At 68.4% G+C, this 16,874-nt stretch carries 13 protein-coding genes; 10 read left to right on the top strand and 3 right to left on the bottom strand.

The window, feature by feature from the left end; all coding sequences use genetic code 11:
• Positions 1-32 precede the first annotated feature (32 nt).
• On the top strand, positions 33-449 hold the full coding sequence (locus B843_RS08740) for a hypothetical protein (protein WP_025253132.1): 417 nt from the start codon (positions 33-35) through the stop codon (positions 447-449).
• On the opposite strand, the gene B843_RS08735 is transcribed toward B843_RS08740, so the two are convergent.
• The 3 genes from B843_RS08735 to B843_RS08725 form a co-directional block, all read right to left on the bottom strand.
• Positions 446-811 carry a winged helix-turn-helix transcriptional regulator gene (locus tag B843_RS08735; RefSeq protein WP_025253131.1) on the bottom strand — a complete coding sequence of 122 codons (366 nt, stop codon included), beginning with the start codon at positions 809-811 and terminating at the stop codon, positions 446-448. The genes B843_RS08740 and B843_RS08735 overlap by 4 nt on opposite strands.
• A gap of 76 nt (positions 812-887) precedes the next feature.
• Positions 888-1,502, bottom strand: a complete 615-nt coding sequence (locus B843_RS08730) for an NADPH-dependent F420 reductase (RefSeq protein WP_025253130.1) — start codon at positions 1,500-1,502, stop codon at positions 888-890.
• 183 nt (positions 1,503-1,685) lie between these two features.
• Positions 1,686-2,777 (bottom strand): glycerate kinase, encoded by a 1,092-nt coding sequence (locus tag B843_RS08725; protein ID WP_025253129.1) that lies wholly within the window; start codon positions 2,775-2,777, stop codon positions 1,686-1,688.
• Between the two features lie 368 nt (positions 2,778-3,145).
• Here B843_RS08725 and gdhA point away from each other — a divergent pair, with 368 nt between their 5' ends.
• From gdhA to B843_RS08680, 9 genes are all read left to right on the top strand, one after another.
• Positions 3,146-4,492: an NADP-specific glutamate dehydrogenase gene (gene gdhA, locus B843_RS08720; protein ID WP_025253128.1), complete on the top strand. Its 1,347-nt coding sequence runs from the start codon at positions 3,146-3,148 to the stop codon at positions 4,490-4,492.
• 122 nt (positions 4,493-4,614) lie between these two features.
• The gene (locus B843_RS08715; protein WP_025253127.1) at positions 4,615-5,340 is read left to right on the top strand and encodes a DivIVA domain-containing protein; all 726 of its coding nucleotides are present in this window, start codon (positions 4,615-4,617) and stop codon (positions 5,338-5,340) included.
• A 33-nt stretch (positions 5,341-5,373) separates the two neighbouring features.
• Positions 5,374-5,898, top strand: a complete 525-nt coding sequence (locus tag B843_RS08710) for a YceD family protein (protein ID WP_025253126.1) — start codon at positions 5,374-5,376, stop codon at positions 5,896-5,898.
• On the top strand, positions 5,895-6,665 hold the full coding sequence (gene rnc, locus B843_RS08705; protein WP_025253125.1) for a ribonuclease III: 771 nt from the start codon (positions 5,895-5,897) through the stop codon (positions 6,663-6,665). The genes B843_RS08710 and rnc overlap by 4 nt, the downstream gene beginning before the upstream one ends.
• 12 nt (positions 6,666-6,677) lie before the next feature.
• Entirely contained in the window at positions 6,678-7,580 is a 903-nt protein-coding gene (mutM, locus tag B843_RS08700; protein WP_025253124.1) for a bifunctional DNA-formamidopyrimidine glycosylase/DNA-(apurinic or apyrimidinic site) lyase, read from the top strand.
• A gap of 92 nt (positions 7,581-7,672) precedes the next feature.
• Positions 7,673-9,145 carry an alanine/glycine:cation symporter family protein gene (locus B843_RS08695; RefSeq protein WP_025253123.1) on the top strand — a complete coding sequence of 491 codons (1,473 nt, stop codon included), beginning with the start codon at positions 7,673-7,675 and terminating at the stop codon, positions 9,143-9,145.
• A gap of 178 nt (positions 9,146-9,323) precedes the next feature.
• On the top strand, positions 9,324-9,611 hold the full coding sequence (locus tag B843_RS08690) for an acylphosphatase (RefSeq protein ID WP_025253122.1): 288 nt from the start codon (positions 9,324-9,326) through the stop codon (positions 9,609-9,611).
• Positions 9,612-9,621: 10 nt separating this feature from the next.
• Positions 9,622-13,134, top strand: a complete 3,513-nt coding sequence (gene smc, locus B843_RS08685; protein ID WP_025253121.1) for a chromosome segregation protein SMC — start codon at positions 9,622-9,624, stop codon at positions 13,132-13,134.
• Positions 13,135-13,307: 173 nt separating this feature from the next.
• Complete coding sequence (locus B843_RS08680; RefSeq protein WP_025253120.1) at positions 13,308-16,841, top strand: hypothetical protein; 3,534 nt, start codon at positions 13,308-13,310, stop codon at positions 16,839-16,841.
• The last annotated feature ends 33 nt before the right edge of the window (positions 16,842-16,874 follow it).

Below are 16,874 nucleotides of genomic sequence, written 5' to 3'. Positions count from 1 at the left end.
AGGTTATTAGCTACTCTTGCACCATGCCTACTATGCCTACCATTCACTTCGTCTGCCTCGTCGACGACGAGCACGCAGCCCCGCTCGCCGGGCGCTTCGAGCAGGTCGCCCAGCTGCTCGTCCGCGACGGCAAGATGAGCTCGTTCACGGTCACCCACGACGAAAACCCGCAGGTGGCGCCGGAGGTCGACGCGCAGCTCCGGCTCACCTACACCACCGACCGGGACCACGACGTGGACGAGGTAGCCGAGATCACAGGCGGCATGCGGCCCCACGGCTACCGAATTGGGGTGGAGGGCGTGCAGGGATCGGTGAACCAGATCGCCATGATCCTCTCCCGGGTGCTCACCCCCGCGGCGGACCTCCCGGCGGACGGCGTGCAGCTGCACCGCGAGGAGGACTTCGAGCAGCCCGCCACCTTCCCGTGGACGGTGGAGATCTACCGCTAGCCCTGCTCGTGGGCGACGCGCGCGGCGAGGACCTCGTCCATGTGCGAGGTCGCCCACTTCTCTACCTGCTGTAGCGCGAGCGCGAGGTCGTGCCCGACCTCGGAGAGCTCATAGGTCACCCGCGGCGGGACCTCAGCGTACTGCACCCTGATGACCAGCCCGTCGCGCTCGAAAGCGCGGAGGGTCTGGGTGAGCATCTTCGTGGAGATCCCGTCGACGCGCTGGGAGATGTCCTTGAAGCGCAGCGGCTCGCCCGCGTCGCGGAGCGCGCCCAGGATGAGCACGGTCCACAGGTCGCCGAGCGACTTCAGGAACTGCCGCGAGGGGCAGGCGCGCTGGTAGGGGTCGTAGGCCAAGGTCATGGTTTTGCCTTCCTTTCCTTCCACGGTTTTGCGCCCGGATCCGCAACGAGGCGAAGCCGGGCGCTAAGAGCTAAGACTACTTCGTGATGAGCAGGCCGCCGGTCCAGCTGATCTGCTCGGTGACGGCGAGGTAGATGCCGTGGATGCCGATGGCCTCGAGGCGGGCGGCGCGCTTGAGCTCGCCAGCGTCGGAGAACTTCAGGCCGGCGCCCTCGACGATGCCGCGTAGCGCGTCCTTGGCCTCGGCGGAATCGGAGGCGGCGGAGACGACGGTGGTCTGGCCCGCCGCGGTGCCGCTGGCCAGCGTGGCCGCGAAGTTGGTGTTAAAGGCCTTGACGACCTTCGCCCCCGGCAGCTGTGCCGCGATCTCTGCTGCCGTGGAGCTGCCCGGCGCCACGACCGAGTCGAGCGTCTCGAAGTCGACGGGGTTGGAGGGATCGACCACGATCTTGCCCGCGAAGGCGGCTGGGCCGTACGCCTCGATGACGCCCGCGATGGCAGGGTAGGGGAGCGCCAGCACGACGACCTCGCCGGTAATAGGTGCGCCGATCTTTTCGATGGTGGCGCCCGCCAGCTCCTCAACCTTTTCTGGATCGCGGACCAGCACCTGGGTGGCGGAGCCTGCCTTGACGGCGATACCCGCGACCGCGGAGCCGATGGAGCCGAATCCGATGACGGTGACGTTAGACATTTTCTTGAATCCCTTCGGTAGGTTGTTCTTCGTTGTTGCCAATACTGTATTGCAGAAAGTGACTCTCTGAAAGTAAGTATTAAAAGTACTTTTGTTCCAGCGGATCGTCCCAGGTCAGGGCGGGGCAACAAGAAAGCCGTGGCCCGAAGAACCACGGCTTGATGGGGGATTGGGATGCCTGCCTTAGCTCCCGTAACGGTGAAGGATTGCCCGCCGACCGGCGTCGACAAGCTGCTCGCGAACGCTTGTAGATTCCTTTAAGACGAGCACCTCGGCGCCTTCGGGGGCGGGCGAGTCGCTTCGGCCTGCGACGATGGTGACGGGCGTCTGGCCAGCCATGCCAAGGAGCGTGCCCACGACCTTGCCCTGGAGCGACTGGGAATCGAAGGCCCCCTCGCCCGTGATGAGCAGGTCCGCGCCCTCGAGGGCCTCGGTAAGCCCGGTGGAGTCGGCGACGACGGGCGCGCCGGGCAGGATGTGCACGTGCTCGGGGGTGCCGTGCAGGACGGTGGACAGCCAGGTGATGCCCACGGGGATGGCGCCAGCCGCTCCCATGCCGGGCGTGGTGGGATCCACGCCGAGCGCCTCACACAGGGCGGCGATGCCGCGGTCGAGGGCCTCGACCTGTTCCGGCGTGGCGCCCTTCTGAGGGCCGAAGACGGCCGCCGAGCCGTTCTCGCCGGTCGCGGGGTTGGTGACGTCGGTGAGCAGCACCCACTCGAGCGCGGCGGCCGGGATGTTGAGCTGGGCGGTGTCGATGGTGTCGATGCTAGCCAGTGCCGCGCCGCCCGGGCGCAGGGGGAGTCCTGCCTTGTCCACGGCGTGCGCGCCGAGGGCGACGAGGATGCCGGTGCCGCCGTCGGTGGTCGCCGAGCCGCCGAGGCATAGCACAATGCGGGTGGCGCCGCGGGTCTGGGCGTCGGCGATGAGCACGCCGGTGCCGTAGGTGTCGGCGGTGAGCGGGGCCAGGGCGTCTGCCACCTGAGGCAGTCCGCTGGCGGCGGCGACGTCGATGTAAGCGGTGGTGGTGGCGGGATCGTAGGTGTAGGTGGCCTCGGTGAGCCTGCCGACGGCGTCGGTGGTGGGCAGGGTGATGCGCTGCCCGCCGAAGATCTCCGAGGTGCCCTCGCCGCCGTCGGCCATGGGGAACACCTCGACCTCGGCCTCGATCCCGAGCTCCGCGAGCGCCTGGCGTGCGCCCTCGCGCAGGTACTCGCCCGCTGTGCTGCTGCTCGCGGTGGACTTGAAGGAATCGGGGGCGATGACGATGCGCATGGCGGGGCCTTCCTGAAGGGAAACTTTTTCCTCGAGCTTATCGACGCCCGCCTCGCGGCGGGTGCTCGCCGTCCGCGGAGCGAAGCCCGGGAACGATTTTGTGTGGCCCGGGCCACGTCTTTCTCGGCGAAATCTCACAAAGTGGGGAGATCGGGGGTGGATATTCTCATGATTTGAGAAGGTTTGGTGTGAATTTCGTAAAGGAAGTTCTCCCATCGGGGCTCCAACGAGTAACCTCCCTATTGCCGATCATATCTATTAAGTAATAGTTAGGAATTGTTTTCGCCTCGGCGTCGGTGAGGATTGGACATCGACGCCCACGCGCGCGAAATCGGCAGAATACGTCAAGTGCAAAAGGAAGGGTGCACATGTCTTCTATTGAGGAAAAGGTCGCTGGCTACTACAACATGGTTCTCCAGCGCAACGCTGGCGAGCCGGAGTTCCACCAGGCCGTCGCCGAGGTTCTCGATTCCCTGAAGATCGTCCTCGAGAAGGACAGCCACTACGCTGACCAGGGGCTCATCCAGCGCCTCTGCGAGCCGGAGCGCCAGCTGATCTTCCGCGTGCCGTGGGTCGACGACAACGGTGTCGTCCAGGTCAACCGCGGTTTCCGCGTCCAGTTCAACTCCGCACTGGGCCCCTACAAGGGCGGCCTGCGCTTCCACCCGTCTGTCAACCTGGGCATCATCAAGTTCCTGGGCTTCGAGCAGATCTTTAAGAACTCCCTGACCGGCCTGCCCATCGGCGGCGGCAAGGGCGGCTCCGACTTCGACCCGAAGGGCAAGTCCGACGCCGAGATCATGCGCTTCTGCCAGTCCTTCATGACCGAGCTGCACCGCCACATCGGCGAGTACCGCGACGTCCCGGCCGGTGACATCGGAGTCGGCGGCCGCGAGATCGGCTACCTGTTCGGCCAGTACCGCCGCCTGGCCAACCAGCACGAGTCCGGCGTCCTCACCGGCAAGGGCCTGACCTGGGGCGGCTCGCTGGTGCGCACCGAGGCCACCGGCTACGGCCTGGTCTACTTCGCCCACGAGATGCTTGCCCACCACGGCGCATCCTTCGACGGCGCGAAGGTCATCGTCTCCGGCTCCGGCAACGTGGCCATCTACGCCATGGAGAAGGCCCAGGAGCTCGGCGCCACCGTCATCGCGTTCTCCGACTCCTCCGGATGGGTCTCCACCCCGAACGGCGTCGACGTGGAGAAGCTGAAGGACATCAAGGAGGTCCGCCGCGGCCGCGTCGCCGACTACGTCGCCGAGGTCGAGGGTGCCGAGCTGCACACCGAGGGTTCCATCTGGTCCCTGCCGTGTGACGTCGCCCTGCCGTGTGCGACCCAGAACGAGCTCGACGGCGACGACGCCCGCGCGCTCGCCGACAACGGCTGCAAGTTCGTCGCCGAGGGCGCGAACATGCCGTCTACCGCCGAGGCCATTGAGGTCTTCCGCGAGAAGGGCATCCACTTCGCGCCGGGCAAGGCCTCCAACGCGGGTGGCGTGGCCACCTCCGCGCTGGAGATGCAGCAGAACGCCTCCCGCGACTCCTGGTCCTTCGAGTACACCGACAAGCGCCTGCACGAGATCATGAAGAACATCTTCAAGACCTGTGAGGCCACCGCTCGCGAGTACGGCCACGAGGGCGACTACGTGGTCGGCGCTAACATCGCCGGCTTCAAGAAGGTTGCCGACGCCATGCTGGCTCAGGGCATCATCTAATAATTTCGCCTCACGCGTTGTGGGCCCCGTCGCGCTTAGCCGTGGCGGGGCCTTCCCGCGTTTAGACGATTGGTCGGTCCCAAAGCAACGGCCGCGACGAAAAGCCAGTAGGCTATAGGTTTATGTACCGAGTCTTCGAAGCCCTTGATGAACTTGTCCAGAACTTGGAGCAGGCGTACGGCGTCCCCATGACCTCCAACTGCATGGTTCCCCGCAACGAGATGCTCGCGCTGCTGGACGACCTGCGCAACGCGCTGCCAGTCGAGGTCGATGACGCCCAGGACGTCCTCGACAAGCGCGACGACATCATCCGCGGCGCCGAGGATCGCGCGCACGAGATCGTCACCAGCGCGCAGGCAGAGGCCAACGACATCGTCGGCCGCGCCCAGGAGGAGGCGGACCACATGCTCTCCGACGCCGAGAACCGCGCGCACGTGACCGTGGCCAAGGCCGAGGACGAGGCCGACCGCCTGGTCTCCACCGCCCGCCGCGACTCCGACGACATGGTCGACCGCGCCCGCTCCGAGGCTGAGCGCCTCGTGGCCAGCGGTAACGAGCAGTACCAGCGCAGCATCGACGAGGGCATGGCCGAGCAGCATCGCCTGGTCAGCGAGGCCGAGGTCGTCCGGCGCGCCAACGAGGAGGCCCACCGCGTGGTCGACGCCGCCCACGCCGACTCCAACCGCCTGCGCGGGGAGTGTGACCAGTTCGTGGACGACAAGCTCGCGGAGTTCGAGGAGGCCCTCTCGGCCACGCTGCGCACGGTCACCCGCGACCGTGCGGCCCTGCGCCGCGGCGCGGGCGTCTCCGGCTCCGGCCAGGCGTCTCGCGGCGACTACGAAAACTAATCAACGACTTGATGTAAAAGGACACTGGAAGCGTTGTCTCAAGAAACTTCGCCGTTCGTCTTCGACGTCGGCGCGCTCCTGCGTAGCGGAATCCCGGAGGTCAAGACCCAGGAGGGGCCCAGCCCCGTGCGGATCGGCCCGGCCATGATCGCCATCCCCGAGTCCGCGCCCGTGACCGTCCACGCAACCCTGACCTCGCTCGGCGACGCCGTTATGGTCGACGCCCAGGTCACCGCCACCCTCGAGGGCGAGTGCGTGCGCTGCCTCAAGCGTCTCAACCCCGCGACGGAGATCAGCGTCAACGCCGTCTTCGCCGCCAGCGAGGACTTCATTACCGGCGACGAGGCGGGCGAGGACGAGGATGAGCTGCCCATGGTCGTCGACGACCACATCGACCTGCTGCAGACCGTCATCGACGAGGCGGGCCTGACCCTGCCGTTCAACCCGACCTGCGAGGGCGGCTGCGAGGGCGACGGCGACGTGCCGGAGCCCGACGGTGTCTCCGGCGAGGAAGAGCGAACTGACCCCCGCTGGGCCGGACTGGAGAAGTTTCTATGAGCAAGCGCAAGCGCCCGACCGGGGTGGATGCCCTCAAGGCTGCCACGAAGAAGGTCGACTACGGCCCGCTCATGGCCTCGCTCGGGGTGGAGATCCCCTCCGACCTGCTCATCCACGCGCTGACCCACCGGTCCTTTGCCAACGAGAACGGTCACCTGCCGAACAACGAGCGTCTCGAGTTCCTCGGCGACGCCGTGCTCGGGCTGTCGGTCGCGGGCCAGCTCTACGAGCAGTACCCGACCCGCCCGGAGAGCGACATCTCGAAGATGCGCGCCTCCATCGTCAGCCGCTACGGGCTGGCGGACATCGCCCGCGAGATCGAGCTCGGCCAGTACATCCTGCTGGGCAAGGGCGAGATCGTCACCGACGGCCGCGACAAGGACTCCATCCTGGCCGACACTACCGAGGCCATCTTGGGCGCGATCTACCGCACCCACGGCTTCGAGGTCGCGCGCGACGTGGTGCTGCGGCTGTTCAAGCACAAGATCGACGTGGCCTCGGCTACCGGCCGTCACCAGGACTGGAAGACCACGCTCCAGGAGCGGCTGGCCGAGCGCAAGCTCGAGATGCCCATCTACGAGGCCAGCTCCACCGGCCCCGAGCACGACCAGACCTTCACCGCGGTCGTCTTCGTTCAGGGTCAGAAGCTGGGGGAGGGGCAGGGCACCAACAAGAAGCTCGCCGAGCAGGCGGCGGCGCACGTCGCCGTCAACGCCCTGCGCGACGACCTCACCTTCGGCCACACGCCGCAGGCGACGGACTCCTAGGAGGCGAGCGCGATGCCGGAGCTGCCAGAGGTTGAGGTTGTTCGCCGTGGCCTGGAAGGCCACGTGTGCGGCGCGCGCTTTTCCACCGTCGAGGTGTTCAACCCGCGGGCGATCCGCAACTTCGAGGGCGGCCCCGACCAGCTGGCAGGCTTCCTTTCCGGCCACGAGATCCACGAGATCAGGCGCCGCGGCAAGTTCCTGTGGCTGGTCCTCGACGACGGCGCCGCCATGGTGGTGCACCTGGGGATGAGCGGCCAGATGCTCATCAAGGACGCCGAGGACATCGCTTCCCGATACGACGAGCCGCTTTCGCCCGAGGGGGCTGGCCTCGATGATAAGAACCTCCGCCACCTGCGCATCCGGGCCCGGCTCGACGACGGCCAGGAGCTGTGGTTCGTCGACCAGCGCACCTTCGGCTTCTGGCAGCCCAGCGACTTGGTGGAGACCTTCGACGGCGTGGTGCCCGAGGCGCTCGAGCACATCGCGCCCGACCTGCTCGACCGAAACCTCGACATCGCCGCGCTGGCCCGGAAGATGAAGCGGCGCAGGACGGAGATCAAAAAGCTGCTACTCGACCAGCAGGTGGTCTCCGGCATCGGCAACATCTACGCCGACGAGATGCTGTGGAAGGCGCAGGTCCACCCGCGGCAGAAGGCCAACCGCATGGCCATCCCCGCGCTGCAGTCGCTGTTGCTCGGCGGCATCGAGGTCATGACCGCGGCGCTGGCCAAGGGCGGGACCAGCTTCGACGAGCTCTACGTCAACGTCAACGGCCAGTCCGGCTACTTTGACGTCGAACTCAACGCCTACGGGCAGCAGGGGCTGCCGTGCCCGCGGTGCGGCACGCCGATCGTGCGCGAGCAGTTCACCAACCGCTCGAGCCACCTGTGCCCCAATTGCCAGCGGCTTCACTAGGGGATTCGCGCCACCAGCGAAGCGTCGGAAAGCAAAAAGCGCCCGTTTGGGTGATTTAGGGAATGATTGCGGGAGCCGGTAGCATACCGCACATGACAAGCTTCGAGAACTTTATAACAGAGGTGATCAACAACAACCTCTGGAAAGTGATTCCCTACCTGCTCATCCTCGCAGGTGTGTACTTCGCCATCCGCACGATCGTGGTGCAGATCCGCATGATCCCGGAGATGTTCAGGGCGGTGTCCGAACGCAACGAGGTCGTCGATCCGGACACGGACGAGCCGGGAATCTCCGCGTTCAAGGCGTTCACCATCTCCGCTGCCTCGCGCGTGGGCACCGGCAACGTCGCCGGCGTGGCTGTGGCGATCACCTTGGGTGGCCCGGGTGCCGTGTTCTGGATGTGGATGATCGCGCTCCTAGGCGGCGCGACCTCCTTCGTCGAGTCGACGCTCGCGCAGCTGTGGAAGGAGAAGGAACCCGACGGAACCTACCGCGGCGGCCCGGCCTACTACATGACCAAGGGGCTCAAGGCGCCGGGGCTGGCCGTGGTGTTCGGCATCGCGATCACGCTGACCTACGGTTTCGTGTACAACGCCATCCAGGCGAACTCCATCGCGGAGTCAGTGGGCACGTCCTTTGACACCGACTCCATCGTGTTCAAGGCGGGCGTGGGAATCATCCTCGCGGTCATTACGGGATCGATCATCTTCGGCGGAGTGCAGCGCATCGCCAACTTCACGCAGGTCATCGTGCCGGTCATGGCGCTGCTGTACATCGGCATCGGCATCATCGTGCTCGCGCTTAACGTGGAGAAGATCCCCGGCATGTTCGCGCTCATCTTCGAGCAGGCGGTGGGCATCCGCGAGGTGGCCGGCGCCACCGTGGGCGCGGCCTTCATGAACGGCATGCGCCGCGGCCTGTTCTCCAACGAGGCTGGTCAGGGCTCCGCGCCGAACGCGGCGGCCACCGCCACGGTGTCGCACCCGGTCAAGCAGGGCCTGGTCCAGACGCTCGGCGTATATTTCGATACCCTCTTAGTTTGCTCGATTACCGCTTTCATTATCCTGCTCGGGGCGCCCGAGTACGGCAAGGAGGTCCAGGGCGCGTCGCTGACCCAGCAGGCGCTCGCTGGCGAGGTGGGCCACTGGGGCATCCACTTCATCACGCTCATCCTGTTCTTCCTGGCGTTCTCCTCGGTCATCGGCAACTACTACCTTGCCCAGGCCAACATCGAGTACTTCACGCAGTCCAAGACGGTGATGACGATCTTCCGCGTCATCGTCATGGCCTGCGTGTTCGGTGGTGCAATCGGCTCGGTTCCGCTCGTGTGGGCGCTCGGCGACACGTTCGCCGCGATCATGGTCATCATCAACCTCATCGCCATCGTCCCGCTCGGCGGGGTGGCGGTGAAGCTGCTGAAGAACTTCTCTATCCAGAAGGCGCAGGGCTACGACCCGGTCTTCCACCGCGACATGCTCCCGGAGGTCAAGAACATCACCTGTTGGGACGGCTCCGACCCGGTCACGCACCGCGGCGGCCACGTCATCACGGCGGTCGAGGAGTAGCACCTAGCCTGGGTCGAACTGACTCGGTCGAGCCCACGGATTTCGTATACCCCCTAGGGGCATGATTTTCCGTGAGCTCGACTGATTGAGTTCGACCCGGTTTTCGTTTCCGGAATCCTCGCGATTCTGGTGGGAGAATGGGGAGGAACCGTAGGCGTCGTAAAGCGGGAGGAAAACGATGGATAACGAACGGCTGACGGCCTGGGTGCACGGATGGGTGCAGGGCGTGGGCTTTCGCTGGTGGGTGTACAGCCAGGCGATGGAGCTAGGGCTTTCGGGCTCGGCGACGAACCTCTCCGACGGGCGCGTGTGCGTGGTGGCCGAGGGGGACTACCACACGCTCCGCGAGCTGCTGCGCAGGCTGAGCGCGCCGCAAAAAGAGGTGCCGAGGCGCCCGGGAACCGTGGACTCGGTCGTGGAGCGCTGGTCCGATGTGAAGGGCGAATCCGGTTTCCGGATGCGCTAGACTCACACGGGTGTATCTGAAGTCGCTGACGCTCAAGGGGTTCAAGTCCTTCGCGTCTGCGACGACCCTGAAATTCGAGCCCGGCATCTGCGCGGTCGTGGGGCCGAACGGCTCGGGCAAGTCCAACGTCGTCGACGCGCTGGCCTGGGTGATGGGCGAGCAAGGGGCGAAGACGCTGCGCGGCGGCAAGATGGAGGACGTCATCTTCGCCGGCGCGGGCGAGCGCAAGCCGCTGGGGCGCGCGGAGGTCACGCTCACCATCGACAACTCCGACGGCGCGCTGCCGATCGAGTACCGCGAGGTCTCGGTCACCCGCCGCATGTTCCGCGACGGCGCCAGCGAGTACGAGATCAACGGCTCCCGCGCCCGGCTCATGGACATCCAGGAGCTTCTGTCCGACTCCGGCATCGGCCGCGAGATGCACGTCATCGTCGGCCAGGGGCGGCTCGCGCAGATCCTCGAGTCGCGGCCGGAGGACCGCCGCGCCTACATTGAGGAGGCCGCGGGCGTGCTCAAGCACCGCCGCCGCAAGGAGAAGGCGCAGCGCAAGCTCGTCAACATGCAGGCCAACCTCGACCGCCTGACCGACCTCACCGAGGAGCTGCGCCGCCAGCTCAAGCCGCTGGCACGCCAGGCCGAGGCGGCCAAGCGTGCCGCCACCGTGCAGGCGGACCTGCGCGACGCCCGGCTCAAGCTCGCGGGGCACCAGCTGGTGGAGCTGCAGGAGAAGCTGGGCAGCGCCCAGTCGCGAGCCCGCATCCTCGCCGAGCAGGTCGAGGAGGTCACCGAGCAGCTGGAGGAGGCTACCGGCATCCAGCTGGAGGCCGAGGACGCGCTTGCGCAGGCGACCCCCGCCGCCGAGGCCGCGCAGCAGCTGTGGTTTGATCTCTCGGCGCTGGCCGAGCGCGTGTCGGCCACCCGCCGCATTGCCTCGGACCGCGTCGACGGGCTGCACATCGTCGCCTACCAGGGGCCCGACCCGGATGAGCTGCAGGCGCGCGCCGACCGCGCCGACGCCGAGTTGGCCGAGCTCGAGGAGAAGGCGGAGATCGCCAGCGAGCGGCTCTCTGGCATCCGCGAGGAGGTCGAGGAGCGGCAGGCCGCGGCCGAGGAGGCCGACCGTGAGCACCTGGCCCAGGTCCGCGCCATCGCCGACCGCCGCGAGGGCGTGGTGCGCCTCGTGGCGGCCGAGGAGTCGCAGTCCGCGCAGGTGGCCGCCATCTCCGAGGAGATCGCGCGGCAGTCGGAGGTCGTGGCGGAGTCGCGCACGCGGACCGCGGCGATCGAGAAGGAGCTGCGCGGCGTCGAGCAGACCATGGGGGAGCTGGAGGGGGACACCGAGCAGCGGCGCGAGGAACACGTGCGCGCCACCGCCGAGGCCGAGGCCGCAGAGCAGCGCCTCGAGCAGCTGCGCGCCCAGCAGCGCGAACGCGAGCGGGAGGTCTCGCGCCTGGAGTCGCGCATCGAGACGCTGGAGTCGACGGTGCCCCGCGCGCCGTCCGGCGACGGCCTCGGCGCGCTGGGCACGTGGGGCAGGCTCTCGGAACACGTGACGGTCAAGCGCGGGCTGGAGCTGGCCGCCGCTACGGCGCTCGGCGGCTTCGCCGAGGCGCTCACGGGCCCCGTGTCGGGGCGCCTAGGCGAGGTGGCCGCGCTGGGGATCGCGCGCACGACCTTCGTCGAGGAGGTACCGGGCAAGGGCTGGCGCATGGACGTCACGCTCCCGGCTGGGGCTAGCTGGCTCCTCGATGCGCTGACGCTTGGGCCGCAGGTCGAGGTGGCGCTCACGCGCCTGCTCGCCGACGTCGTGGTCGCGCCCGACGCCGCGGCGGCCCGCGAGGTGGTGGAGTCGGATCCTAGGCTGCGGGCCGTGACCCGCGACGGGGTGCTGCTCGGCCAGGGCTGGGCGCAGGTCGGCCAGGGCGGGTCCTCCTCGGTGGAAATCACCGCCGACATCGACGCCGCCCGCGGGCAGCTGGAGGTGGCCCGCGCGCAGCTCGAGGAGCTCGCCGGAACCTTCGAAGGAGCCCAGGACGCGGCCCGCGAGGCACGCGTCGCAGCCGCCCGCACGACCGCCGCGCTGCGCGACCAGGAGGCCCAGGTGGGCGCCCTGCGGCGCGATCAGCAGCGGCTGGCCAAGCAGCTGGAGTCGCAGATGCGCGAGCACGAGCGCATCGCGGCCCGCGCCACCGACGCCGACGTGCGGCTCGCCCGGGCCCGCGAGCAGCTGGAGGAGACCCGTGACCGGCTCTCGCGGGTCAGCGACGACGAGCCCGACTACGAGCCGTCCACCGCCGAGCGCGACGAGGCCGCTGCGGCGCTCGCGCAGATCCGCGCGATGGAGATGGAGGCGCGGCTGTCGCTGCAGTCGGCCCGCGACAAGGCCGACCAGGTCCGCGGCCGCGGCGACGGGCTGCGCCGCCAGGCCAGCCACGAGCGCCAGGCCAAGGCCCGCCACGAGCAGACGATGGCGCGCCGCCGCGCGCAGGCCGAGCTGGCCGGGGTCGTCGCGCAGAAGGCCGCCGAGGTGGCCACGCTCGTCGCCGACGCCCTCGCGCGGGCCACCTCGGCGCGGGACCAGGCGATCGCCAAGCGCGGCTCATTCGCCACGAAGGTCGCCGCTGCCAAGGACGCGGTGGGCGCCCTGCGCACGCAGCTCGCCCGGCTGACGGACAACGCGCACTCGATGGAGATCGCCACCAGCCAGGCGCAGGTGCGCATGGAGGAGGCCCAGGGAAAGCTGGTCGAGCAGCTCGGCGTGCCGGTCGCCGACATCCTGCGCGACTACACCCCGGGGCCCGAGTTTGATCTGGCCGCCGAGAAGGCGCGGCTCAAGCAGGCGGAGAAGGACTTGGCCGCGCTCGGCAAGGTGAACCCGCTGGCGCTGGAGGAGTTCAAGGCGCTCGAGGAGCGCTACGAGTTCCTCTCCACGCAGCTGGCCGACGTCGAGCAGGCGCGCAAGGACTTAAACGGCGTCATCGACGACGTCGACGCCCGCATCCTGCAGCTTTTCACCGACGCGTGGAAGGACGTGGAGGCGGAGTTTCCCAAGGTCTTTAGCACGCTCTTTCCGGGCGGCGAGGGCAGGCTCGTGCTCACCGACCCCTCCGACATGCTGGCCACCGGCATCGAGGTGGAGGCCCGCCCGCCGGGCAAGAAGGTGAAGCGGCTCTCGCTGCTGTCGGGCGGCGAGAAGTCGCTCACGGCGCTGGCGATGCTCGTGGCCATCTTCCGCGCGCGGCCCTCGCCGTTCTACGTCATGGACGAGGTCGAGGCGGCCCTCGACGACGTCAACCTGCGCCGGCTCATCGCCTTGTTCGAGGAGCTGCGGCGCGACTCCCAGCTCATCGTCATCACCCACCAAAAGCCCACGATGGACGTGGCCAACGTGCTCTACGGCGTGACGATGCGCGGGGATGGCGTCACGCGCGTGCTCTCGCAGCGCATGCGCGCGGTGGAGGATCACGCGCCGAAGGCGTCGGAAAGCGAAGAAACCGCAGCGAAGGAAACCGGCGACGTTTAGCCTGCTCTCAGGGTGTGAGGCGGCTCCCACCCGTTTTTAGGGAGTCGCGGCGTCGCGGATTGTCGAACATGCTAGAAATGTTCCTTTGTGCTTTAAATGAATCTAAGGTCGCTGGCGGCCGGATTCGACGATGCGTGCCACGCGCGCGACAACTAAAAGGGGAGTAGTAACTCATGAGTGAGCCTGTGCATCCGATCGCTGATATGCAGGACAGTCTGTTGGGCTGGGCGTCGACCAGTGAGCTGGATCTGGCGCAGCGCCTGGTGCAGGTGGACACGGTGGCACAGATGGGGCTGCGCCTCGACGAGCTCGAACGCATCGAACGGCTCTACGGCATCTTCCTTTCGCGCCAGATCGCGGCCGGCTCCACGCTCGCGGGTCTTTTCGGGCTCAGCCCCGCACTCACGCTCACGGCGCTCGTCTCTCGCGCGCAGGAACTTGTCGACGCCTCGCGGTTCGCGGCCGAGTTCCTCGGCGGGCTGGGGCTCGACCCGGCCGGCTTCCCCGAGGCCGCGGAGCTCATCGAGGAGTTCGTGCCGCAGGCGCTGGAGCAGCTGGGGCTGGTGCGCCCGGAGGGGCAGTCGGCGCTCACGCTGCTCGCGATCCACGCGGGGCTGCTCAGCAACGAGCTGCCGGGCGTGTTGGAGGCGATCGACCAGTCCCTTCCCGTGGAATCGCTGGAGGGGTTCTTCGGCGACTCGCTGCGGCTGGGGCTGCCGAGCGCTGCCCTCATCCTGGAGGGAGTGCGGGCGCTGCGGGAGTTCGCCATCGAGCACCCGGACAGCTGGTTCGACCGCAACCGCTCGAAGCTATCGCCCGCGCTCCCGGTGCAGATCGAGGAAGTCGTCGCGGGCGAGCTGCGCGAGCGCCCCGTGGGAACCCTGGGGCGCGAGTCCGCGGTCGGCGTCGCCAGCCGCGAGATGCGCCCGCGCATCCTCTTCGACTCCGCGCGCAACCGGATCTGCCTGCGGCTGCCGGAGCAGCGAATCCCCGCCTCCGAGGAGGGGCTGACCCCCGAGGTGAGCTGGCGCGTGTCCGTGGAGGGCACGACGAAGGTCTACCGCACGGGCAGCCTGTGGGGCGACACCTCGGGCTTCTCCGAGCCGATCGACGTCACCCTCGACCACCCGGTGCGTGAGGTCACGGTTCAGGACTTGACTCACGGGATCACGTGGACGGTGCCGGTGGTGGGAACCGAGGACGCGGCGCTGATCTTCACCTCCCGAGGCGCGAACGTCACCGACAAGCTCTCGCTGCACCACCAGTCGCTCAAGGTGATCGTGCCCGAGGAGGTCCGGCTCAAGGACGTCGTCTCCGGCACCGAGATCGTGGCCGACGAGATCCACCGCGTGGAGGGCTGGGCCGGCTGGGCCTGCCTGGAGGTCAACGTGGAGAAGGCAGCGTCGCTGGCGGCAGTCGCCCCGGGGCAGAGCGCCTCCATGGACCGCGTGCGCTCCATCGACCCGCGCCAGCGCGTGATCTTCCGCAACCCGGGCGAGCCGATCGACTGCCTCAACAGCTCCTCGGGCCTGCCGGTGTTCAACCGCTCGCTGCTGGCGGAGTTCCCGCCGACCCTGTCGGGCGACGCCGAGACGTGGTACCTGGCCATCTCCTCCTACGCGGGCGTGTCGAACGCGGGCGAGGAGATCACCCAGCCCGAGCCGCTGGAGGTCCCCGCCGAGGGCGGCGTCTTCCAGGTCTTCGACCCCGAGCTTTACGACGCTCCGTGGGTGGGCGAATACCTCGTGCGGGTGCGCGGGCCGCGCAACGAGTCCTTCCGGCACGAGTTCGCGATCGTGGAGGGCGCGCGCGCCGTCATCGACATCTCGGGCGGCTCGCGCTCCTTCCGGATCCCCTCGGGCGGCGGGCTGTCGGAGGCGACCCTGACGGTGAAGCCGGGGGACAAGGAGTTCCTGTGCCAGCCGGAGACCGTCCACGTGGCGCCGCTGTCCGCGGGCGCGGACTTCCTCGTTGCCACCGAGGAGGGCGACCAGCTGCCGCTGCGGTTTACCCCGCCGCGCCTGGCGTTTGAGCTGCCGCTGACGATCGAGCCGCTGATGTGGCGGGCGTCGCGCCTCTCGCTGCGCCCGCGAGTGCTCGACCCGGAGGGCACGCTGCGCATCCGCGCCGCCGGGCGCCTCATCGACCCGAAGGTCGCCGTGCGCAACCACCACGGCGCGCCGGTGAAGACGAACAAGCTCGTCAGCCCCGACGGGGGCTACACCTACGTCGCGCCGCTGAAGGGCATCGCGACGTCCGCGGCGGTCATGCCGTCGGGTCGGATCGACCTGGAGTGGACCGACCCGCGCACCGACCGGCGCGTGTCGGTGGCGCTGGCGGATATCCAGTCCGCCGCCGAGGTGACCGTCTCCCCGTCTACGGAGGATCCGTCGGTGCTGCTCGCGGAGGGTGCGGGGGAGAACGTGGGCGCCTGGGTGTGGCCGCTGACCGCGCCGTGGGCCCCGGCCCGCACGCTGGAGGTCGCCGACGGGAAGATCGCGCTGCCCGAGTCTCTGGTGGGCGCGGGCGCGCTGGCGGTCCAGCTGCACACGCTCGACCGCTTCATGACGCTGCACGCCCCGGTCGCGCCGGGCGCGAGCGCGCACGTGATCGCGCAGCCGGGCTACTTCGCCGACCCGGACCCGGCGCTGGCACAGCTGGCGGCGTTCCTGTCGGGAGAGAGCGAGGAGGTGCCCACCTCGGCGGACGTCATGCCGCTTCTGTGGGACATGGTGACGATGGGGCAGGCCACCGGCCCGTCCCAGAAGGCGATCCACGCGGTGCTGCGCGCGAAGCCCTACGAGGCGCTCGCCGGGCTGTCCGCGAGCCTGGTTCCGTCGGAGAAGCAGCCGGGCCGGATCGTGGAGACCTCGCTGGCGCGCTGCGTGTTCGGCTCGCGCGACCTGGTCGAGGAGCAGGAGGATGTCCACCGCGCGACGTGGATCGGCGCGCTCGAGCTCATGGGCGAGATCGACCGGATCCTGTCGGCGGAGCCGGAGGAGGCCGCGTTCGAGGTGCCGGAGAAGGCCGGTCGCGCGCGCAAGCTGGCGGATTCGGTGGTGGCGGCGTTCGCCGCGCGTGCGCTCAACCCCCAGGTCAAGGAGCTCATGGGGCAGCTGTCCGACCTGGCGGGCCAGAACCTCATCGACACCCTGCGCACCGGGCGGGACACGACGCTGGACTCGGCGTGCATCGACAAGTCCACCGTGGCGATCGCGGGCATGGACGCAGCCCAGCAGAAGAACCTGCTCGACATGTTCTTTGCGGGGGCGAACATCGTGCCGGGGGCCATCATGGACGACGGCTCGCGCCTGCTGGCGGTGTTCGAGACCTTTAACCACCGGGAGAAACTCGGGGAGCTGCTGTCGAGCGAGAGCCTCATCCAGCCGGCCGTGACGCTGCTGCGCACGCTGCGCAGCGCCAACCGGACCCTCTACGCGATGGCGCGCGTGCGCTTCGACAAGCTCGACGGTGTGGACACCGACGCCCGGGAGAACGTGTGGTCGCTGGCGCCGGTGGTCTCTCTCGTGCTGGCGCTGGCCGCCCGCATGCACGCGCACGGGCTGATCACCTCGACCAAGACGCTGGACGCGGTGACCTCGGGCTGGGCGAAGCTCGCCGACATCGTGCCCGATCTTGTCACCAGCGACCTCGTCGCCGCCGAGGCGATGGTGCTCGCGGTCAAGCACCAGGGGATCGGGGCCTAGGTTTTCCACCTCGACGTGTAAAAACTGCGAAGA

This window comes from Corynebacterium vitaeruminis DSM 20294, from assembly GCF_000550805.1.
GTDB lineage: Bacteria > Actinomycetota > Actinomycetes > Mycobacteriales > Mycobacteriaceae > Corynebacterium > Corynebacterium vitaeruminis.
This window is presented reverse-complemented; position numbering and strand designations above follow the sequence as displayed.